This is a genomic window from Embleya sp. NPDC056575 (genome assembly GCF_042793325.1).
Classification (GTDB): Bacteria; Actinomycetota; Actinomycetes; order Streptomycetales; family Streptomycetaceae; genus Embleya.
In genome coordinates this window covers 68,270-89,738 of sequence record NZ_JBHTVA010000041.1, presented here as the reverse complement: position 1 = coordinate 89,738, position 21,469 = coordinate 68,270, and the positions used below count along the sequence as shown (strand labels likewise).

Genomic DNA, 21,469 nt, shown 5'->3' with positions numbered 1-21,469 from the left:
CGCGGAGTACATCGCGGGGTGGCGCAAGCGGTTCGGTGTGTTCGAGAACGCGATCGAGGTGCCCTTGCCCGGACCCGACCAGGAGGACCCCTGGGTGACCCGGCGTCGACGCGAGGCGGAACGCGCCGCCGAGGTGAAGGCGGCGGCGGAGGCGGGACGAGGGCTCACCGGCACCCTGACCGCGACCTTCCGCGACCGAGGCGACGAATCGCCCTCACGGCAGCCGCCGCCCGCTGCCCTCCGGATCGGGTGCGTGAGGGCAACGACGACCCGGTTGACCCGTTCCGGAGCCGACCCGAATCCCGGCAGGCCCCGACGAACCTGCCCCGGACCCAACGTGTGGTCGAGGCAGGCCGCTCGGGAGTCGACGAGCGTCACGTCCAGGGACGTGCGTTCTCCGCGTAGGTGGTGAACAGGTGTGTCGCGGTGAGTCTGTGGTGGGTCAACTCCTCCTGCACGGCGGGCCCCACCGACCGATGCCGTCGCTCCGCGCGACGGCGTATGGGGTCGTCGCCTTCTTGAGCGCGTCGAGTCTGTCGGGAGTGACCACCCACATGCTCTTCATCGGGATCGCCTTCTCATGGGCTCGGCGGCTCGGGTGAACGATCACCGGCAATTGCTTCACGTCGGGTGGTACCCCGGTTCCACCGCACGCTGCCGCCGAGCGGATTCAGGTCTTTCTCGGTGATGATGTCCGTCTCGCAGCCGGTCTTGAGTTCCACGAACGGCGTGCAATGTGTTGCTCAGAACCCACAGGTTGTCCGGACCGGTGCAGTACACCATCTCGGGACGCACACTCTGGAACCCGAGGTGACGGCCCAGGCGTTCCCATGCAGCGTCGGCGTCGTTCGGAGGGCATCGATCCGCCGTCGGCCGCGACGCGTTTGTCGAGCACGGGAACCCGCCGGTATTCGTCGCCCCGAGAGTGGGCGCCGAACGCGGATATCAGTCGGGGCCTTCCCCGGTGGCCGCGTCGAGGGCATACACGCTGCGGTCGCTGCTGCCGACGTACACCACACCGCCCACCACCGTCGGTGAAAGAAAACCCGAACCGTGAGGGTGGGACCACCTCCCCGCCCCGGTGGCGGCGTCGAGGGCGAACATGCCGCGACGGTTGCCGACATACACGACACCGTCGACCACCGTCAGCGACGTTTCGACCGGGGCATCGGTGGTCACGGACCACCTCTGGGCCCCGGAAATCGTGTCCAGGGCGTACACGTTGTTGTCGGCGCTGCCGACATACACCAGCCCACCCGCCACCGCCGGTGCCGTGCACTGGCCGCGGCCGGCCGCGACCGACCACTTCTTCGATCCGGCCGCCGCGTCGAAGGCGTGCACCATGCCGTCGTCTCCGGCGACGTACACCACGCCGTTCGCCACCAGTGGCGACGACAGCGGCCTGTCGACGCGAGAGGACCACTGCCTGGTCCCACTCCCCGCGTCCAAGGCGACCACGTAGCCGTCGAAACCGGTGCTGACGTACACCAGGTCGCCTGCCGCCGCCGGATGCATGGCGACGCCGGAGATCACGAGAGTGGACCACTTCGTGCTCCCCGTAGCCGCACGGAAGGCGTACACACGTCCCAGATCGCCGACGTACACCACATCGTCCGCCGCCACCACCGCCGAGGTGAGCGACCCGTCCGTCGAGGCGGTCCACCTCTGCGCCCCGCCGACCGCGTCCAGGGCGTACACGGTCGTGCCGTCGTCACAGACATACACCACGCCGTCGATCACCGTCGGGGACCGGTCGACGGGGCGTGTGGTGGCGTGGGACCACTTCTTCGCCCCGGTCGCCGCGTCCAGGGCGTACACGTTGTCGTCTCCGGCGACGTACACCACGCCGTTCGCCACCGCCGCCCCGGCGAAGACGATATGGCCGGTTCGAAACCGCCACGTCTGGGGGTTGCGAGCCCTCTTCGCGGTCGGGTCGTCGTTGCCGCGGAGGAGCGCTCCGGTGATCCCGACCCCGGACACCGCCGCGGCGCCCGCTGCGGCAAGCCACAAAAATCTGCGCCGATTCGCGTGGTCGTGAGGTGAGAGATCCGCGTCCGTGCCGGTGGGAGTGTCCCGCTCTGATCCGGGGGTATCGGTCCCGGGCGCCGCTCGGGCGGCTCGGGCGTTGGGGGCTGTCAGAGTCTGTGCGGAGGCCCGGAGGGCAGGCGTCTCGCGGAAACCGCCCTGTGTGTCCCGGCCTTCGGCATCGGATCCGCCGGACATGGGTGCCGGGCTCGCGACGATCCGGGCCAGCCGGTCGCCGACTTCGGCGGCGGAGGCGGGGCGATGAGCGGGATCCTTTGCAAGCAGGGCCAGGACGAGGTCGTCGAGTTCGGCGGGGACGCCATCGCGCAAGGACCCGGGCGATTGCGGGGTACGGCGCAGGTGGGCGTTCATCATGGCCACCGGGCCGGTGGCGTCGAACGGTATGTGTCCGGTGAGCAGTTCGTGCAGGACGCACCCGAGGGAGTACAGGTCCGAGCGGGCGTCGCCGGGTTGTTCGTCGAACCGCTCGGGCGGCATGTAGGCCAAAGTCCCCATGACGGTGCTGGAGCGGTGGGTGCTCTCGACGTGGCGGGCGATGCCGAAGTCGAGCACCTTGACGTCGCCGCCCTCGGTGAGCATGAGGTTGGCGGGCTTGAGGTCGCGGTGCACCACGCCCGCGTCGTGCGCCGCCGCCAACGCGGCGGCCGCACGCATGGCCCAGCCCACGGTGGTCGCGACGGACGGCAGTCCGTCCTCGACGAGGACCTTCGCCAGGTCACGTCCGGTGAGGAACTCCATGACCAGGAACAGTGTGCCCGCGTCCGGATCCTGGCCCGCGTCGTACACGGTGACCACACCGGGATGGTTCAGGCCGCCGGCCGTCCGAGCCTCCCGGAGGAACTGCGCTGACCCCGAGGTATCTCGGACGTCGTGCACCAGCATCTTGACCGCGACCCGCCGATCGATCACCCGGTCCCTGCCCTCCCACACCTCCCCCATGCCGCCGCGCCCGACAAGCCGGACCAGGTCGTACCGACCGGCCAGAATCCGCGTCACCATCCGCCCCCGAACATGTCTGCGGTGCCCCGCTGTTCGATCGCCCGGTCGATGCCTGCCCCCGAACGATCCACGCGCGGTGCGGGGTCGCGAACCGGGGCACGCGCTCGGCGCGGGGCGCCGGACGCCTTGGACGATACCCAACTTCGCGCGGCACATGGCGTAATCGGCTGGTGGGCCCTCGGGCGTGGGCCTCCCGCACTGCCTTGGCGGGGCGCCGCCGCCGCCCGTGACCGACACCCCGATCGTCGAATCACCGACGGTGACGCCGCTCTCTCGAGGAAGGCCCGAACGCCTCCGGCATCCGGGCCGGTACGCCCCGGCACCCGGACGCGATCGCCCTGCGGGCGCTCGACGCCGTCGTGACGCGAGATCCGACCCCCGACACGTGGGGTATGGCCGTCCTCTCTGAACGCCCCCGGCCCCGCTGGACCCAGGTCTTGACCGCCGCGCGCTGCAGCTTCGCGACCACCGCGGGATGGGTCATCGAGGGCTTCCTGGAGGCCGACGCCGACGCCCGGCACCACCACCCCACCCCGGGCCGCCCCGGCGCGGCGCAGGCCCGCAACCTGCAGGCGGCCGGCCGCCCCCTCGCGACCACCGTCACCGACGCCGTTCCCGCCGTGGCCGACGACCCCGGCCGGCTCCCTGCCGTCCGAACACCCCGCAGGCGACGAGGCCACCTGCGGCCTCCGGTAGCCCCCGGGTCGGCACGGGCCCTGTCACGGGACGAGGGAGTGCGGCAGCGCGGCGGCTATCGCGACGGTCACGCCGATCCCGCGGCCCTCCGCAGCGCCCACGTACAGTCCCAAGACCCCGGCGACGGCGCCGATCACGACCCACCGCAGCGGCAGGCCGGTGCCGTTCGGGCCGGGGGAGGTCAGGTGTCCCGTGTTCGATGTCCGCCGGTTCCACGACGATCCGATCGTCGATGCTCAGCACGGGTGTTTCGTGCCGCGTGTGATCCTCGGGCTCGTCGGTGTTCTCCAGGCGGTTCCGGAGACCTCCTCGACGTGGCGTATGACTGCCACACGCCGCTTGGCCTCATGGTCGAGTGGCGGGGCGATGGGGTTGGACTTCGGCATGTGGATCTCCGTAGTAGCGGGCGACCGGATGCCAACGATGATCGTCAGTTTCAGACGCGGACCTTGCCACGTCCGCCGACAGACGCGACCCGCGGCCACCATTCCTGCGGCTTCGATCGCCCGTTGCCGTACCGCCGGCTGTGGAACGTCTTCCTCGGACCTGCGGAAACGCCCACGTACAGCGGCTGCCGCGTCCGTCAAATGACGTATGCGCGGCCTCCGCGCGGCGTGATCTCATGCAGCCATGAGTCAGCTCGAAACCAGCAGCGGCGCGTCCTTCGACCACCGTGCGATGCAAGCAGCCGCGCGCAAGCACCTCTGGATGCACTTCACCAAGATGTCGGCGTACGACGCCAAAGACGTGCCGATCATGGTGCGCGGAGAAGGCGCTTATGTATGGGACTCCACGGGCAAGCGCTATCTCGACGCTCTCGCCGGGCTGTACGCGAACCAGGTGGGCCACGGCCGTATCGAGTTCGCCGAGGCAGCGGCGCGGCAGACCAAACAGCTTGGCTACATGCCGATCTGGTCGTTCGCGCACCCCAGCGCCATCGAGTTGGCCGAGCGCGTCGCCGGCTACGCGCCGGGCGACCTGAACCGGGTCTTCTTCACCACCGGTGGAGGCGAGGCGGTCGAGAGTGCTTGGAAGTTGGCCAAGCAGTACTACAAGCTGACCGGCCGCCCGACCAAGCACAAGATCATCTCGCGCTCGATCGCGTACCACGGCACCAGCCACGGCGCGCTGTCGATCACCGGACTGGCGGGCATCAAGGCGCCCTACGAGCCGCTGGTGCCGAGTACCTTCCGGGTACCGAACACGAACTTCTACCGCGCTCCGATCCACGACGACGACGTCAAGGCCTTCGGCCGCTGGGCCGCCGACCAGATAGCGGTGGCGATCGAGAACGAGGGCGCCGACACCGTGGCGGCCGTCATCCTGGAGCCGGTGCAGAACTCCGGCGGTTGCTTCCCGCCGCCACCGGGCTATTTCGAACGCGTGCGCGAAATCTGCGACGAGTACGACGTGCTGATGATCAGTGACGAGGTGATCTGCGCCTTTGGCCGTCTGGGCCACATGTTCGGCGCGGAGCGCTACGGCTATGAGCCCGACATGATCACCTGCGCCAAGGGAATCACCTCCGGCTACGCACCGCTCGGCGCCACGATCGTGAGCGAGAAGGTCTTTGAGCCCTTCGGCAAGGGCGACAACACGTTCCTGCACGGTTACACCTTCGGCGGGCACCCGGTCGCGACGGCGATGGCCCTGGCCAATCTCGACATCTTCGAGCGCGAGGGCGTCAACGAGCACGTGCGGGCCAACGAGAACGCCTTCCGCGGGACGTTGGAGAAGCTGATGGATCTATCGATCGTCGGCGACGTTCGCGGCGAGGGGTACTTCTACGGCATCGAACTGGTGCCGGACAAGGAGAACAAGGGCCGTTTCAAGGACAACGAGACCGAGCTGGAGATGCTCGATTTCGTGTCTCGCCGGCTGCTGGAGGCGGGCCTGTACTGCCGCGCCGATGGCCGCGGCGACCCGGTCGTCCAGGTCGCGCCGCCGCTGATCTGTGGCCAGGAGCAGTTCGACGAGATGGAGCAGATCCTCCGCTCGGTGCTGAGCGAGGCCTATGCACGCCTCTGAGACCCATCGAGGACTCAGAGGCCGCGGACCTTCAACGTCTTGCAGGAGCAGGGACCCGATGTGCATGGTCACAGGCCACCGCCGGGCGGCTCAGGGTCTCTTCGCCGGCCGGCGTGTGCTGCATCAACTGATCGAGACGAGGAAGGCGTTCACATGCCGCATGAGTACGAGTCGTATGTCTACAGCATGCTGCGCGAGCAGGGCGTGGAGAAGGAACTGGCCTTTCCGCGTGAGGAGTTCGAGGGGCGGATCGCCCGCGCCATCGAGACCGCCGGCGATCTCGGCCTGGATGCTCTGCTGCTGACCACGACGCCCACGATCGGCTACCTCACCGGTGCCGACACCTGCATGCCACCGACCTACCTCGCGGCGCTGATCACTGTCGACGGTGACCTGGTCGTACAGTGTGCCGACCCAGAGGTCGGCACCATCTTGCGTCACAGCATCGTCGAGGACCTCGTGGTCTTCCCCTGGACGGATGTCGGCAGCGCGGGCGGCGCTCTCACCCGGCTCCTGAAGTCGCGCGGGCTGGCTTCGGCCCGGATCGGCATGGAGCTCTCCAGTCCCGACAACTTCGGCCCCAGCGGCGTGGACGTGGCGACCTATCAGGAACTGCGCGAGTCGCTGCCCATGCTGTCGATCGTCGACGTCGCCGAGCAGGTGTTGGAACTGAGGCTGATCAAGTCGGACGCGGAGCTCGCGAAGATGCGCGCGGCCGGTCGGATCAGCACCGAGGCAGCCCTGGCCGCGCTGCGGGTCGCCGGCCTCGGAGTGAGTGAGAACGCGGTGGCGGCGGAGGCCTATGCCTTCGCGACGAAAGCAGGCAGCAATGCGATGTCGATCGACCCGATCGTCGCGAGCGGGGCGCGCACCGGCCTGATGCCGCATCTGCCCTACCGCGACAACATCCTGAAGGCCGGCGACCCGGTTTTCCTGGAGATGACCGGCACCGTCTGGCGCTACAGCGCGCCAATCATGCGTACGGCGGTGGTCGGCAAGCCCTCGGCGCGCGTGCAGGCGCTGACCGACGCGACGCTGGAGGTGCTCGACATCCTGTTCGCGGAGATCAAACCCGGTCGCAGCGGCGACGACATCGCCCGGCTCGCGGCCCCCGTCTGGAAGAAGGTTCCCGACGCCTTCTTCCACGGCGGCTACGGCTATTCGATCGGCATGGGCTTCCAACCGTCGTGGACCGAGAACGCGGTCTACATCGAGATCGGTGGTGAGCGGGTGCTCGAACCCGGGATGACTTTCCACCTCGCGATCAACCCGTGGGTGCCTGGCGGCGAGGGGGTCGGCTTCAGCGAGAGCATTGTCGTGACCGACAGTGGTTGTGACCTGCTTACCCTCGGCACCGGCAGGGAACTGCTGCTGCGCTGAGCCCCCGCCCTGATGTGGGACGCCGTGGCGGGACACACGTGCCCGCTATCCGTGGGGGACGGGTTACCGGAGCGAATACGTACCTGAGAACCCGGTGCTGCGTCATGCAACGCGGCGAACCCACACTCGATCCAGTCCGAACCAGGCGCGCTGCCGATGACGGTTGTCTTGGCTCGGCCCGACCGGTATCCGGAGGTTCGGCCGATCTTCCTCGGCTGCATTCCTGCGGCGTAGGGGCGTCACCAGAGAACAGCAGGGCCATGGGCCCAGGCATAGGCAGCTCGCCGCGCCTGGGCCCTCGCCTTTTCCGGAAGGCGATCGTCGCGTCATGGCGTGCCTGGATTTTTCCATCCGTTGGTACAGCGCCCCGAATCGATGTTCTTGCGTTTGTCTGATGGCCGAGGTCACACGCCGTACCTAGCATCTGTGGAACCTCCGACGTCGAGCCATCTCGTGGCCCGGGCGGTCTGCTGCCGGAGAACTGCGAGATACCGGCCGACCAGCAGCCGTCGTCTCGACCCCATGACATTCGAAAGGACCTGCAGAATGAAATTCGAAGAGCGGTTGCGGCAAGCCGGACTCAAGCCGGAGCTGCCTTTCCCGGTAGCCGAGTACGAGCGTCGGATCGCAGCGGTGCGCGAGCGGATGCGCGCTCGCGACATCGACCTCTTGATCGTCTCCAACACCTCGAACTGGACCTACCTGACAGGCTACGACAGCACCATGCCGTCGTGTTACGGCGTCGGTCTGCTTCCTCTGGAGGGGAAGCCGGCCACGCACACGGCGGAGCTGGAGGTGCCGTGCGTGATGCATAACTCGATCGTCGAGGACATCTGTGTCTATGACACGCAGAACGACACCACGACGGCCGACCAGCTCGCCGATGTGCTGCTCGATCGCGGTTACGACCGCAAGACCATCGGCGTGGAGATGGGCTACCCCGACACTTTTGCGATCGGCGCCTACGACACCAGGAGCTATCTGACGCTCAAGGGGCGGCTGCCGAAGGCGACCTTCGTTGACACCACCGAGTTGGTGCTCGACGAGCGGGTCGTCAAGACCCCGGCGGAGCTGGACTACATGCGAAGCGCGGGAAAGCTGACCTGGTTGGGAATCGAGGCCTCCTTCGAGGCGACGCGCGTCGGCGCCACCGACAACGAGATCGTGGCCGCCGGCTATCACGCGATGATCGCGGGAGGCAGTGAACTGCTGTCGATCGACGGCATGTGCATGGCGGGCCATCGTGCCGGGCTCGGCCCGCACATGCCCTTCAAGCGCACGACACTGCAGGACGGCGACACGGTCTTCCTCGAGTACACGGGCACGTACAACCGCTACAACGCACCGACCCAGCGGGCCGCGGTCATCGGCACGCCGTCGCCGCTGGTGCGCCGCCTGGCCGACGCGAGCCTGGAGACGCTGAACCTGCTGATCGAGAACATCGGCCCGGGGCGCACCGGCGACGATATCGCCCAGGTCGCCCGGAAGGGCCTGCGGCCGGTGTGGGACGAGGTCTGGTGGCACGAGGTCTACGGCTACTCTGTCGGACTCGGTATGCAGCCGACGTGGACAGAGTCGCCGACCTACATCGCCCTGGAAGCCGAGCGCGAGTTGCGGCCGGGCATGACCTTCCACCTGCCGATCTGCATCTTCACCGGGGGCCGGCACGGCGTCGGCTTCAGCGAGACCGTCACCGTGACCGAGAACGGGTGCGAGGTGCTCACTCCGGGAGCGCTGCGCGAGCTGGTCATCCGATAACCGATCGCTCGATGAGGAGGAGTGTTATGAGCATCGACTCGACCAGTATGGCGCAGGACTTGCCCGAGGTGACCGAGGAGGCGGCCGACGGGCGCCTTCGCGGAAGCCTTGGCGTTCCGCACCTGCTATTCACGCTGCTGGCCTACAACGGGCCGCTCATCGGTGCCGTGGCGTACCAGCCGATCGTCATCGGCTACGGGAACGGAGTCGGCGCCCCGATGGCCTTCATCCTCGGTGGCGCGGTTCTCATGCTCTTTGCGCTCGGATTCGTGGCGATGTCCAGCGGCGTCAAACAACCCGGCGGCTTCTATTCATTCGTGGCGGCCGGCCTCGGCCGGCGCGCGGGGATGGGAGCGGCATTCGTCGCCATTGCCGGATACTTCGTGATCTCGGTATCCAACTTCTCGTTCTTCGGCCTATCGGTCAACGGCCTTTCCGATCGTTTCGGTTGGTCCCAGGAACCGTGGTGGTGGTACGCCATACCGCTCCTGCTGTTCTGTGGCGTGCTCGGGTACTTCCGGATCGACGTGTCGGCGAAGGTCCTTGCGATCCTGTTGGCAGCCGAGCTCGTGATCGTCGGCGTCTACGACACCATGGTGGTTGTGAAGGGTGGCGCTCACGGGCTCAGTGCCAACTTCCTTCATCCCGACGTTGCCTTTTCCGGGTCCTTGGGCGTCGCGCTGCTGTTTGCCGCCATGATGTACGGCGGCTTCGAAGCAACCGTGGTATTCCGGCACGAGGTCAAGGATCCGGACCGTAGTATTCCGCGAGCCACCTACCTGTTCATTGTGGGCGTCGGAATCTTCTACGCGTTGACCACCTGGGTGACGGTCGAAGGTCTGGGGGAGAGCGGGGCCAAGGCCGCAGCGGCGGCGGACCCGAGCGGCTCGGTCCAGGACACCATGCGCAGATTCGCCGGCCTCGCGACCGTCGACGCGACCTCGGTCCTACTCAATACGAGCGTCGTAGCCGCATCCCTTGCCCTGTACAACGTGCTGTCCCGGTACGTGTTCCGACTGGCCGCGGAAGGAGTACTGCCCAAATCACTCGGAACGCCGCATCCGGTTCATCACTCGCCGCACCGCGCCTCCATCGCGACCGGTACGGCACTCATGGTGGGGGTGGTCGTCGCGGCACTGGTCGGTGTCGACGCGAACCAGTTCTACGCGCAACTCGCCGGAATCTTCTCCTACGCTCTGTTCTTCCTCTTCGTGCTCACGAACATCGCCGTGCTGGTCTACCTGAACCGTCCTCCGATGGTTCAGAGGTTCAGCGTCTGGCGACGGCTGATCGCTCCGGTCCTCGCCTTGGTCGGGCTGAGCGTCGTCCTCTATCTGGGGCTGACGAATATCACCGTTCTCCTCCCGGTCGGCCAGGCCGTCGGAAATGCTCTGATCGCCGGGCTGTACGCGTTGTTCGTCGCCGGATTCCTTTTTGCTCACGTGATCAAGAAGCGGCGTCCCGAGGTGTACGCACAACTCGGGGGAAGCTGACGGGTGAAGAAACCGTCGTACCGCGGCGCAGGGGAGCCCCGGCGCCGCGGCACGAATTCGTCATCCGAGCCCGGCGCTCCGGTGACCCGCGGCCCAGGCGGGGTCGAAGGATCGAGCGCTCGCGTTGGTGGTGAGCGCCGGCGCGCCCAGGAGGCAGGCGCCGCCCAGGCCACTATGGACCGTGTGCCGCAGGAACCGGGCGACGCGCAGCGGGTCACGGGTTCCCGTTGCCGCCCACGCACTTGCGACCAGGTGCACCTGGTCGTAGGCAGTGGTGGCGATGGGCCACACGGGCTCCTCGCCGAAGCGGCGCCGGTAGCGCTTGTGGAAGTCCCGGGCGAGCGGGTCGTCGGAGCATGCGGGATCGGTCGACCAGAGCACCGTTTCGGCGATGTCGTCGAGGCCGGGGCGGCTCGGCACCGACGCCGCGTGCAGATAGTAGACGTGGGGGTGCGAGTCACCGGCCCGCAGGACGCGCCGCAGCTCGACGCTGGTGCGGGTCACCAGATGCGTGATCACGACCGCGCTCGGGTCCATCGCGTCGACGCGGGCGACGACCTCGCGCCAGTCCGGCGCGTGGGGCGGCACCTGGATCAGCTCGCCGAGTTCCCATCCCGCGTTGGCCGCGGATTCGAGGAAGGCCGTGGCCGTCGTGTGTGCCCGCAGCGCCTCGGTTTCGATGAGGACGATCCGGCCACTTCCGGGCGCCGGGTCCGAGCGCATCGCCAGGTTCGCGAAGAGGCTCGTCAAGCCGCGGCCGTGGTGGTTCTCGGTCGGGTGGGCGCGAAGGACATTCCACAAGTGCGCCGGGCCGGTGCCGACCTTGCGGTCCTCGGGAACACAGGGCGCCAGGTGCACGAACGGGCGCCCGTACGCGGCGACTTGGTCCAAGTCGAAAGGGTTGTCCGCGCTCAGGTTCGTCGCCATGAGGGCATCGACGCGCTGGTCGATCAGCGCTGCCATGCCAGTGTGCACCGACGCGGGGTCGAGGATGTCGACGTCGACGACCACATGCTGCACCGTGCGGCCCCCGATCCCGCCACGGGCGTTGATCTCCTCGACCGCGATTGCCGAGCCGCGGGCCGCCTCGACTCCGTCAGTGGTGAGGGAGCCGTACGACGCGGCGATGGTGCCCATCCGGAAGGGGCGCCTGCCGGGGAAGGCCACGATCACCGACCTATCGGGCCCGCGATCCTGATGCGCTGAGCGGCTGGACCGCTGCTCGACCTCGACCGGACCGATCGAGGTCAGGTCGGTGGCGCCGCCCGGGACGGGCAGCCGCAACAGGCCCGCGTCCACGGCGAGAGCAGCCAGTCCGCCGCGCCGGCTCTGCCCCACCTTGAACAGGAGCCGCTCCACCTGGGTGGACACGGTGCGCGTGCTGGTGCCGAGGCGCTCTGCGATCTGGCCATTGGTGAGGCCGATCGCCAGCAGCGTCAGGATGTCGATCTCGCGCGCGGTCACGCCGCCGGGCAGCTCAGTGGGGGCCCAGGAGAGCACCGCCTCGTCGGGCTGCGGCTCCGGTCGCGCACGGCGCTCGATCCGCACGGCGAGCCACGAGTCACCGATACGCCAGAGGAAGCGCACGTCGTCGCGGGCAGTCCGCAGGAAGCCACGCGCGTAGCCGACGAGTTCGTCGGGTCCGCTCATGCGGGCGCCCGCAGGGCCCTCGTCGGCCGCCGAGACCACGAGTTCGCCCTCGACGACGGGCAGGCTCCCTGCTCCGATCGGCGGCACCGTGGCGACGGTCGGAACCTGCTTGCGTGCGATCTCCATGTTGCGCCTCGGGCCAGAGAGTTCGCGGTGTGGCCGCGTGCCGAATCTGTCGCATCAACACGCTAGGCAGCGGGCGAGAACAGGTCTTCAGACAAAGACCAGAAGCTTTGCGCGCCTGGTTTCTTGCCTTTGGCTGAAGATTCCCCGCACCTCGTCGCCCTACGTTGGAGGCCGTTGAGAGGGGGAGGACGTGGACCGTCTTGTGGTGATTACCGGAGCGGCCGGCGGCATCGGATTGGCCACCGCTCACGCATTCGCCGGCCATGGATATCGCGTCGTCGGATGGGATCTGAAAGACCCGGGCGACGACGTTTTTACCAGTTTCCACGAGGTCGATGTCACCGACCAGGCGGCACTACGCGAGGCCGCTGCGCAGGTCCGCGAGAGCTTCGGCTCGGTGAGCACCCTGGTCGCGAATGCCGGAATCAATGTCGCCGGCGGGCTGCTCGACACATCGGAGGAGGACTACGACCGGCTCTTCGCCGTGAATGTCGATGGCATCACCAAGACCTGCCGCGTATTCCTTCCGACGATGATCGAGGACGGCGGCGGCACCGTCGTGGTCACCGCATCCGTCGGGGCATTCATCGGCTTCGGCTCGAATGTGGTCTACACGATGACCAAGTCGGCGCTGATGGGCCTCGTGCGCGGCATCGCGATCGACTACGGCCACAAGGGCATTCGGATCAACGCCGTGTGTCCCGGCCTGACCGCGACCGCCATGGGTCTGGAGACCCTCGACGCCAAGCCGGAACTGCGCACCACATACGGCCTGCTGGGCCGTACCGGTCAACCGGCCGAGATCGCCGAGGCGATCCACTTCCTGGGCAGCGACGCATCCTCCTATGTCCATGGCACCTCGCTCGTGGTGGACGGAGGGCACAGTGCCCGCTGACGCAACCATCCGCGTGGCCGTTCTCGGCACCGGTTTCGGCCTCAGCCACCACGCACGGGCGTGGGGTGACGCCACAGGCGCCCGGGTCGTCGCCATCTGCTCGGCACGACCCGGTCGCGGCCAGGAGGTCGCCCGTTCCCTGCCCGGCGTTGCGGGATTCGACGACTGGCAGCGGATGCTGAACGAGGTACGTCCCGACGTGCTGGTCATCGCCTCACAGCCGGATGCGCACGCCGATCCGGCGATCGCCGCCCTGGGCATGGGCATCCACGTGCTGTGTGAGAAGCCGCTGACCGGCCACCTCGAAGACGCGATCCGTGTCGAGAAGGCTGCACACGACGGCACCACGCTGTTCGCGATGGACTTCGAATTCCGCTTCTCCGAGATCAGGCAGGCCGTGCGTGACTCGATCGTCGGGGACAGCCTCGGCGCCCTGCGGAGCCTGGTCTGGACGGTGCGTTATCCGTCGTACGAGCGGCTTGCAACTCAGCCCCACGGGTGGCTCTGGGAGGAGTCGCACGGAGGGGGGATCGCCCGCGCCATCGGCTCGCACCTGCTCGACAGCGTCTTTTGGTTCGCACCCTTCGCGTGGGCGACCGAGGGAGTGCGCTGGTCAAGCATCGCCGAGCGGGCCGGCACGCCCAGCGCCGCCGACGATGCCTTCTCGATCAACGGCCGCGAGCCGGGCGGAGCAGGTTTCGTGGTCTCGCTGACGCCCACTCACGGTGCCTTCGCCAGCGAGCTCACGATCGTGGGAACCCAGGCCACCCTGGTGATGGACGAGGCTCGCGGCATCGCACGAATCCACCGGGGACCCGACGACGCCGAGATCGTCTACGAGGGCCCTCCGAGCGGGCCGGGAACACCCGGCGACGACCTCCAACCGCGCCTCGCGCGGTTGGTCGACCGATTCTTGGGCGCGGTCCGGGGCCGGTCGTTCGAAGACCTTCCCGGAATCGAGCACGGAATGAAGGTGCAAGAGGCGCTGGAGACCGTCACCTACACCCACGACAGAGACACTTCACCCCTGCCGGATGGCGCTGCAATGAAGTCGGAGATCAAGTGAGTACGGCGAAAATCGGTATCGACGTCGGCGGAACCTTCACGGACGTCGTGTTCCTCGACGAGGACGGAAACCTCAAGATCACGAAGGTCCCTTCGACGCCGAGCAATCCCTCGATCGGATTGTTGAACGGTATCGACCGCATCCTGGAACTGGCGGGCGCGTCGCTGAGCCAGGTCGAGTCCATCGTCCACGGGACCACGGTCGTGACGAACCTGCTGCTGGAGCGCAACGGCGCGCCCACGGCTCTCATCACGACACAGGGCTTTCGCGACGTCCTGGAGATCGGCCGCCAGAAGCGGCAGAAGCTGTACGACCTGTTCCAGGACAAGCCCCAAGTACTGGTGCCGGGCCGCTGGCGTTGGGAGGTGGCAGAGCGGATCTCGGCAGGCGGCGAGATCGTCACGTGCCTCGACGAGGAGGCGGTGTTGGCCCACGCCCGGCGTGCCGTAGAGGAGGGCATCGAGTCGATCGCGGTCGTTTTCCTGCACTCCTACGTGAACCCGGAACACGAGCGTCGCGCGGCCGAGCTGATCCGCTCGGTGAGCCCGGATCTGCACGTCTCCCTCTCGTGCGACGTGAACCCGGAGTTCCGTGAGTTCGAGCGGTCCAGCACGACCGTGGCGAACGCCTACGCGATGCCGCGGGTTGCTCGCTACATGACGGACGTGCGGGTCGGCCTCGCGGCGCGTGAGGACAACCCCGGCTTCATGGTGATGCAGTCCAACGGTGGCGTCACGCACCCCGAGATGGTCGCTGAGCGCCCGGTCAACAGCGCGCTGTCCGGCCCCAGCGGCGGCGTGATCGGCAGTGCCTTCGCGGCCGGTCTCGCGGGTATCTCGAATGTGATCACCATGGACATGGGCGGGACCTCCTGCGATGTCGCGGTGATTCTCGACGGCCGGCCGCGCATGACCACCGAAGGCGAGATCGACGGGCGCCCCCTGCGTACGCAGATGGTCGACATGCACACCGTTGGTGCCGGTGGCGGCTCGATCGGCTGGGTCGATTCCGGCGGCGCGCTGCGCGTCGGTCCGGCCAGCGCGGGCGCCGACCCGGGCCCGGCCTGCTATGGCCGCGGCGGCACCCACGCCACGGTCACCGACGCCAACCTGGTGCTCGGCCGGATCGACCCGGCCACCTTCCTCGGCGGGCGCATGCGGCTCGACCTCGCCGCCGCCGGGGAGGCGATGGCCGCGCTGGCGTCCGAAGCCGGCCTGAGTGTGGAGGAGACCGCGGCCGGCATCGTCCGGATCGCCGAGTCGAACATGATGAACGCCGTGCGGCTGGTCTCGCTTCAGCGTGGCTACGACCCGCGCGACTTCGTCCTGACGGCTTTCGGTGGCGCAGGCCCGCTGCACGCGGCCGCGATGGCGCGCGAGCTGCGCGTCCCACGTGTCCTGGTGCCGCTGGGCTCCTCCGCACTCTCCGCACTCGGCTGCCTGGTCGCCGACATCCGGCACGACTACACCAGCACCCGGCGGATCTCGGTCGCGGCCGCCGACCCGGTCGACATCATGCACGCCTTCAGCGATCTCGAATCCACCGGTCACGAGGACCTCGACCGCGAGGGCGTGCAGCGCGAGGAGCGCGACATGGTCCGCCGCGCGGACATGCGCTACGAGGGCCAGGCCTACGAACTCACGGTGCCCTTCCCGGCCGGCGCGGTCGACGCCTCGTCGATCCAGGCCGCGGTCGCCGCGTTCCACGAGGAGCACGAGCGCACCTACGGTCACAGCGCCCAGGGCGAACCCGTGGAGTTCGTGAACCTGCGGGTCACGGCCGTCGCCCCCGGCACGAGCCTGCGGCTCAACGAGGTGGCCGGCGGCAGCGAGCCGGACAGCCGGGCCTACCTCGGCTCTCGTCCGGTCGTCTTCCCCGACGGCACCAGCAAGGTCGACGTGTGGAAGCGCGAGTGCCTGCGCGGCGGCAATGCCATCAAGGGCCCCGCGCTCGTGGAGGCCGAGGACACCTCGATCCTGCTCCTTCCCGGAGACCGCCTGGTGGCCGACGGCTACGGAAATCTGATCATCGACATCAATGCGGAAGGAACCACCAGTGGCGACGCCTGACCTTGTGACGACCGAGGTCGTCCATGCCTCGCTCGTGTCCATCGCCGAGGAGATGATGGCGACGCTCCAGCGTTCGGCCTACTCCGTGGTGATCCGTGAAGCGGCCGACTGCTCGGCGGCGCTCTACGACGCCACCGGCCAACTGATCGCACAGTCCGAATCGATCCCGGCCCACCTGGGGTTCGCGGGCGGTGCCCTGCGCGAGACCCTGCGCACCAAGTACCCGGTCGAGAGGCTGCAGCCCGGCGACGCGATCATCTTCAACGACCCGTACACCGGCGGCAGCCACTTGCCCGACATCGCGCTCTTCAGCCCGGTCTTCGTCGACGGCGTGGTGATCGCCTTCTCGGTGACCGTCGCCCACCACCTCGATGTCGGTGGCCGTGCGCCGGGTTCGATCGGCAACGACGTCACGGACATCTTCCAGGAAGGCGTGCGGCTCTCGCCGACGCTGTTCTACCGCGACGGTGAGATCAACGAGACCCTCGAAGACCTCCTGCGCACGAACACGCGTCAGCCCGAACGGCTGCTGGGTGACCTGCGTGCCCAGCTCGCGGCCAACAAGACCGGCGTTCGCCGCCTCGAGGAGCTGTGCGCCCGTCACGGTGCCGACTCCGTTCTCCAGGTGGCGCAGGACCGACTCGACTACACGGAGCGCCGGCTGCGTAGCTGTATCGAGGAGATCCCGGACGGCCGCTACTTCGCCGAGGGCTTCCTCGACGAGGACGGCGTCGACCGAGACCGGAAGGTCTGGATCCGCTGCACCGTGATCGTCGAGGGCAGCGACATGGTCTACGACTTCGAGGGTTCGTCGCCGCAGACGCGTGGGCCGTTCAACGCGGTTCCGGCGGCGATCGGCGCGGCGGCCTACCTGATCACCAAGTGCGTCACCGACCCCGACATCCCGCAGAACGAAGGGGCCTTCCGGCCGGTCAAGATCAAGACCCCGAAGGGTTCGGTGGTGAACCCGGAGTTCCCGGCTCCTTGCGGTGCGCGCCACTACACGGTGATGCGTACGGCCGACGTGCTGCTCTCGGCGATGGCGAAGGCGCTGCCGGGCCGCATCCCGGCACAGTCCAACGCGCACACCACGGCCGTGTCGATCTCGGGCGTCAACCCGCACACGTGCCACTACGGCGTGTACTTCGACCTGCTGGGCGGCCCCATGGGCGCGCGCCCGAACAAGGATGGCCTGGACGCTGTCGACGACTACGTCGGCAACGTGATGAACGTGCCGGTCGAGGCTGCGGAGCTGGAGTACCCGCTGGAGTTCGGTGAGTACGCGCTGCTGCCCGACTCCGGTGGCGCCGGTCGCTTCCGAGGCGGTCTCGCCTTTCGCCGTTCCTACCGCGTCACGGCACCCGACCAGACTCTGACCCTCCGCTCCGACGGAGAGGAGCACCGCCCGCAGGGCCTCTTCGGCGGCGGCAGTGGCACCCCGGGCCGCAAGGCGCTCACCCGCGGCGGCGAGCAGGCGCCGCTCTATCAGAAGATCACCGGCCTCCTCTTGGAGGAGGGGGACGTGATCACGATCGACACCCCCGGCTCCGGCGGTTACGGCGACCCGTTGTTGCGACCCGCCGAGATGGTGCTGATGGACGTCGCCGACGGCCGGGTCACCATCCAAAGCGCCTGGGAGCTCTACGGTGTGCGTCTCGACCCCGAGGGCAAGCACATCGTCGAGTATTCCGAGCAGCGCCGGTCGGCCCGGCATGACTGAGTTCCGCGTGCTGTTCACCGACCGCAAGCATCCCGATCTCGACATCGAGCGCGAGGTGCTGAAGCGGATCGACGCGACCGTCATCGACGCGACCGACGAGGGCCCCGACTTCCTGGAGCGCGAGCTCCGGATGGCCGACGCCGTCTGCAACCAGTACACAGTGCTGGACCGGGCGCGCGTCGAGCAGATGGAACAGGCCCGCGTCATCTCCCACTACGGCATCGGCGTGAACCGGATCGACGTCGACGCGGCCACCGAGCGGAACATCTGGGTGGCGAACGCCCCCGACTACTGCACCGAGGAAGTGGCGATGCACTCGCTCGCGCTGATCCTCAACCTCGAGCGCGGCATCGTCGAGTACGACCGGCTCTACCGCGGCGGCACGTGGACCTACGACCTCGGCCGTCCGCTCCACCGGATCAGCGGTCGGACCCTCGGCCTGCTCGGCCTGGGCCGGATCGCCCGCCGCCTGGCGCAGTACGCGGCCGCGCTCGGCTACCGGGTGTGTGCCTACGACCCGATCCTGTCCGACGAGGACTTTGCCGCGACGGGCGTGGAGCGGTCCGCAAGCGTGATCGACCTGGTCGCCTCGGCCGACGTCATCTCGGTGCACACGCCGCTCACCGACGCGACTCGCAACATGATCAACGCCGAGGTGCTGGCCCACGCCAAGCCGGGGCTGCGCGTGGTGAACGCCGGCCGCGGTGCGGTCATCGACGAGGTCGCCCTGCGTGAGGCACTCGAGCAGGGCCGTGCCGTCGCGGGGCTCGACGTGATCGCGTCGGAGCCGCCGTCGATGGCGGATCCGATCTTCGCCGCGCCGGGAACGACCCTGACCCCTCATGCCGCCTTCTACTCCGAGGAGGCATACGAGGAGCTTCGCCGCACCGTGGCGGAGAACATCGTGAGCGTCTTCGAGACCGGGCGACCGCTCCACTTCGTGAATACCGTCTCTGCAGCGCGAGGAATCCATGTATAACGCCCGAATCCTGCTCTCCGACCTCGGCTATGCCAAGAGCGATGCCTATGACCTGCCGAGCAGCGAGAAGCGCTTCCCGGATGGCGCGCAGTACCGCTTCGAACTGGCCAGCGTCGAGGGCCCCGCGGCCGTCGAGGTCGCGCTGGAGGAGTCATCGCGTCGCGGGCTCGACGTCCACCGCCTGAGCCAGGGCTCGGGTATCCAGATGGCCACCGACGAGGAGTTCGAGCGGATGCTCGGCGCGGCCCGCGGCGCGGGCGTCGAGCTCTCGGCCTTCCCGGGCCCGCGTGGAACCTGGGGTGCGACGCCGACCCCGAACACCGTCGCCGGCTACAACCTCGCCCACCAGTCCGAGGGCATGGACCGGCTGCGACACCTGCTCGACGACGTCGCGCGCGGCCTCAGCCTCGGCGTGCGCGGCCTGACGATCGCCGACCGCGGCGCCATCCGAATCCTCCACGAGGCCCGCATCCGCGGTATCGTCCCGGACACTCTGGTGATCAAGGCGTCGGCGCTGGCGGGTCTCGGGGCCAACCCGGTATCGGCCCAGGAGGCCGTGGACCTCGGCGTGGACTCGCTGAACGTGCCCTCGGCACTGACCCTGCCCCAGCTCGCCGCCATCCGGAAGCGGGTCGACATCCCGATCGACATCTACGTCGAGGCCCCGGACTCCTTCGGCGGCTTCGTGCGGACCTACGATGTCCCGGAGATCATCCGCGTCGCCGCCCCGGTGTACATCAAGATCGGCATCCGAAACAGCCCGGAGCTCTACCCGGCCGGCCGCCACCTGGAGCAGGAGACCATCCTGTTGGCCGAGGAGAAGGTGCACCGCATGCAGACCATCCACGCGGTCATCGAACGGTTCTACCCCGAGGCGGTCGCTTCGGCGAGAGGCGCGAAGGGCCTCGGCATACCTGTGGCAGCGGTCTGAGTGAAGATCGACGGTGCACGATCGAGGGTTCCGCGAGCGGAGCCCTCGATCACCGGACGGAAGAGCACTGATGCGGCTAGGTGACCTGCTTTCCCACCGTGAGCTGGGGCTGGAGCAGCTCACCGGCGGAACCGAGTCTCGGCAACTGCCGATCCGGTGGGTGCATTACGGCGACTACCCGACCGCCGCGGAGTGGATCTCCGACGGCGAGGTGCTGCTGACGTCCGGCTATGCGGTCGGCGAACTCGACGCCGCCGCCGCCGAGTCGACCGTCGTGACCCTGGTCGCGGCCGGCTGCACCGCGCTGGGATACGCCGTCGGGCCGGAGCACGCGAAGGTGCCGCAGGGGTTGCTGCACGCGGCGGAGACGCACGATCTGGCCATCTTCGTGGTGCCCTTCGAGGTGCCGCTGATCGCGCTGACCCGGTTCGTCTTCGACACTCTCTACCGGGAGAAGTACGCCTCGCTGCACCAGGCGATCACCATGAGCCGGCGGCTGCTCCCGGTCGTGACGAACGAGCGCGACCCCCGCGCGATCGTCTCGATCGTGGGCGCGGCGCTGGGTCGGGCGCGGATCGCCGCGTTCGACTACTACGGTACCCTGATCGGCTTCGCCGGCCTGCAGGAGGTCGACGCGCGCGACATGTGGAGCCATGCGCGCTCCGCGGGCATTCCGCGCGTGTCGATCACCTTCGAGTCGGAAGGCGCCACGATCACGGTCGTCCCGATTCCGGGGACGCGGGAGGTGGTCGCCTATCTCATTGTCGCCACCGGCGAGCCGATGGACGAGCGGCAGACGCTGCTCGTCGAGCAGATGGTCACCGCGCTGAGCCTGACGGTCTCCAGCCTGGAGAGCGTGCGGGTGCGCCGCCGTGCCGACGCCGAGCAGCTCTTCCAGGAGGCGGCGGCCGGGCCGGTCGACATCGAGCTGATCAGGGACCGTTTCGAGGGCACCGCTCCCGCGGAGATCGACGCCTATGTCGTGCTTGCCTGCCGGGCGGAGTCGCCGAGCGACGAGATCCGCGAGTCGCTGCTTGCGCGGGTCGAGGACAGCGTGGCTCGCGCCGGCGAGGCCTTTCTCGCCACCTGGTACGAGGGCCAGGTGCTGGTGCTGGCGCTCAACCCGCAGGGCAACGTCGGCGAGCGCGTGTGGGCGGACCTCAAGGCCATCGGGATCGCCACAGTGCTGGGCACCAGCCAGCTACGCACCGGGCTGGAGCATCTCCGCGAGGCCGTATACCAAGCGCGTTCCTCGGCGGCCACCGGACGCGTCGGGGTCAACGAGCCCGGCGGAGCCGCGCTCGACCTGCTACTGCAGTACCTGGTCGACGCCGAGAGCGTCGACAGCTATCTCGACCGCGTGCTCGGCAATCTCATGGACGCGGACAAGAACCACGCATTGCTTCAGACCCTCCAGGTCTATCTCGACAACGGCAGCCGCCCGGGTCCGACGGCCGGCGAGCTGCACATCCACCGTCAGACCCTGGCGTATCGACTCGACCGGATACAACAACTCACCGGTCGCAGCCTGAAAGACGGCACGGACCTGCTCGAGGTGCAGCTCGCGCTGCGCCTGCGGCAGTTTCGCCGCCGCGACGCATCATGACCGGGGATGACGTCCCCTCAAGACAGC

General features: G+C 68.4%; 14 protein-coding genes. 11 read left to right on the top strand and 3 right to left on the bottom strand.

Annotated elements, in window-relative coordinates:
• Positions 1-578: 578 nt before the first annotated feature.
• Both ACFRCG_RS29520 and ACFRCG_RS29515 read right to left on the bottom strand, forming a co-directional pair.
• The gene (locus ACFRCG_RS29520; RefSeq protein WP_380036993.1) at positions 579-722 is read right to left on the bottom strand and encodes a hypothetical protein; all 144 of its coding nucleotides are present in this window, start codon (positions 720-722) and stop codon (positions 579-581) included.
• Positions 723-945: 223 nt separating this feature from the next.
• Positions 946-3,045, bottom strand: coding sequence for a PQQ-binding-like beta-propeller repeat protein (locus ACFRCG_RS29515; protein ID WP_380036991.1), 2,100 nt, complete (start codon positions 3,043-3,045; stop codon positions 946-948).
• A gap of 1,326 nt (positions 3,046-4,371) precedes the next feature.
• Here ACFRCG_RS29515 and ACFRCG_RS29510 point away from each other — a divergent pair.
• The 4 genes from ACFRCG_RS29510 to ACFRCG_RS29495 all read left to right on the top strand — a co-directional run bounded on the left by ACFRCG_RS29510 (position 4,372) and on the right by ACFRCG_RS29495 (position 10,400).
• On the top strand, positions 4,372-5,769 hold the full coding sequence (locus ACFRCG_RS29510) for an aspartate aminotransferase family protein (RefSeq protein ID WP_380036989.1): 1,398 nt from the start codon (positions 4,372-4,374) through the stop codon (positions 5,767-5,769).
• Between the two features lie 153 nt (positions 5,770-5,922).
• Positions 5,923-7,149: a M24 family metallopeptidase gene (locus tag ACFRCG_RS29505; RefSeq protein WP_380036987.1), complete on the top strand. Its 1,227-nt coding sequence runs from the start codon at positions 5,923-5,925 to the stop codon at positions 7,147-7,149.
• A gap of 546 nt (positions 7,150-7,695) precedes the next feature.
• On the top strand, positions 7,696-8,907 hold the full coding sequence (locus ACFRCG_RS29500; protein ID WP_380036985.1) for a M24 family metallopeptidase: 1,212 nt from the start codon (positions 7,696-7,698) through the stop codon (positions 8,905-8,907).
• 26 nt (positions 8,908-8,933) lie between these two features.
• Positions 8,934-10,400 (top strand): APC family permease, encoded by a 1,467-nt coding sequence (locus ACFRCG_RS29495; RefSeq protein WP_380036983.1) that lies wholly within the window; start codon positions 8,934-8,936, stop codon positions 10,398-10,400.
• Positions 10,401-10,460: 60 nt separating this feature from the next.
• Here ACFRCG_RS29495 and ACFRCG_RS29490 read toward each other — a convergent pair whose 3' ends face one another.
• On the bottom strand, positions 10,461-12,050 hold the full coding sequence (locus tag ACFRCG_RS29490) for an ABC transporter substrate-binding protein (RefSeq protein ID WP_380036981.1): 1,590 nt from the start codon (positions 12,048-12,050) through the stop codon (positions 10,461-10,463).
• Positions 12,051-12,366: 316 nt separating this feature from the next.
• Between ACFRCG_RS29490 and ACFRCG_RS29485 the strand changes: the two genes are divergently transcribed.
• The 7 genes from ACFRCG_RS29485 (at position 12,367) to ACFRCG_RS29455 (ending at position 21,442) form a co-directional block, all read left to right on the top strand.
• Complete coding sequence (locus tag ACFRCG_RS29485) at positions 12,367-13,071, top strand: SDR family NAD(P)-dependent oxidoreductase (RefSeq protein WP_380036979.1); 705 nt, start codon at positions 12,367-12,369, stop codon at positions 13,069-13,071.
• A gap of 13 nt (positions 13,072-13,084) precedes the next feature.
• Positions 13,085-14,137: a Gfo/Idh/MocA family protein gene (locus ACFRCG_RS29480; RefSeq protein ID WP_380036977.1), complete on the top strand. Its 1,053-nt coding sequence runs from the start codon at positions 13,085-13,087 to the stop codon at positions 14,135-14,137.
• Positions 14,134-16,206, top strand: a complete 2,073-nt coding sequence (locus ACFRCG_RS29475; protein WP_380036975.1) for a hydantoinase/oxoprolinase family protein — start codon at positions 14,134-14,136, stop codon at positions 16,204-16,206. The genes ACFRCG_RS29480 and ACFRCG_RS29475 overlap by 4 nt, the downstream gene beginning before the upstream one ends.
• Positions 16,193-17,926 (top strand): hydantoinase B/oxoprolinase family protein, encoded by a 1,734-nt coding sequence (locus tag ACFRCG_RS29470; protein ID WP_380036973.1) that lies wholly within the window; start codon positions 16,193-16,195, stop codon positions 17,924-17,926. The genes ACFRCG_RS29475 and ACFRCG_RS29470 overlap by 14 nt, the downstream gene beginning before the upstream one ends.
• A complete protein-coding gene (locus tag ACFRCG_RS29465) occupies positions 17,919-18,905 on the top strand; it encodes a C-terminal binding protein (RefSeq protein WP_380036971.1) in 987 nt (328 codons plus the stop codon). Before ACFRCG_RS29470 ends, ACFRCG_RS29465 begins: the two co-directional genes overlap by 8 nt.
• On the top strand, positions 18,898-19,836 hold the full coding sequence (locus ACFRCG_RS29460; RefSeq protein ID WP_380036969.1) for a hypothetical protein: 939 nt from the start codon (positions 18,898-18,900) through the stop codon (positions 19,834-19,836). Before ACFRCG_RS29465 ends, ACFRCG_RS29460 begins: the two co-directional genes overlap by 8 nt.
• Positions 19,837-19,906: 70 nt before the next feature.
• Entirely contained in the window at positions 19,907-21,442 is a 1,536-nt protein-coding gene (locus tag ACFRCG_RS29455; protein WP_380036967.1) for a PucR family transcriptional regulator, read from the top strand.
• Positions 21,443-21,469 lie beyond the last annotated feature (27 nt).

Excerpts from the sequence above, each read along its gene's own strand:
- ACFRCG_RS29515 (WP_380036991.1), bottom strand. The coding sequence starts at position 3,045 with ATGGTGACGCGGATTCTGGCCGGTCGGTACGACCTGGTCCGGCTTGTC.
- ACFRCG_RS29510 (WP_380036989.1), top strand. The coding sequence starts at position 4,372 with ATGAGTCAGCTCGAAACCAGCAGCGGCGCGTCCTTCGACCACCGTGCG.
- ACFRCG_RS29505 (WP_380036987.1), top strand. The coding sequence starts at position 5,923 with ATGCCGCATGAGTACGAGTCGTATGTCTACAGCATGCTGCGCGAGCAG.
- ACFRCG_RS29500 (WP_380036985.1), top strand. The coding sequence starts at position 7,696 with ATGAAATTCGAAGAGCGGTTGCGGCAAGCCGGACTCAAGCCGGAGCTG.
- ACFRCG_RS29495 (WP_380036983.1), top strand. The coding sequence starts at position 8,934 with ATGAGCATCGACTCGACCAGTATGGCGCAGGACTTGCCCGAGGTGACC.
- ACFRCG_RS29490 (WP_380036981.1), bottom strand. The coding sequence starts at position 12,050 with ATGAGCGGACCCGACGAACTCGTCGGCTACGCGCGTGGCTTCCTGCGG.
- ACFRCG_RS29465 (WP_380036971.1), top strand. The coding sequence starts at position 17,919 with ATGACTGAGTTCCGCGTGCTGTTCACCGACCGCAAGCATCCCGATCTC.
- ACFRCG_RS29460 (WP_380036969.1), top strand. The coding sequence starts at position 18,898 with ATGTATAACGCCCGAATCCTGCTCTCCGACCTCGGCTATGCCAAGAGC.
- ACFRCG_RS29455 (WP_380036967.1), top strand. The coding sequence starts at position 19,907 with ATGCGGCTAGGTGACCTGCTTTCCCACCGTGAGCTGGGGCTGGAGCAG.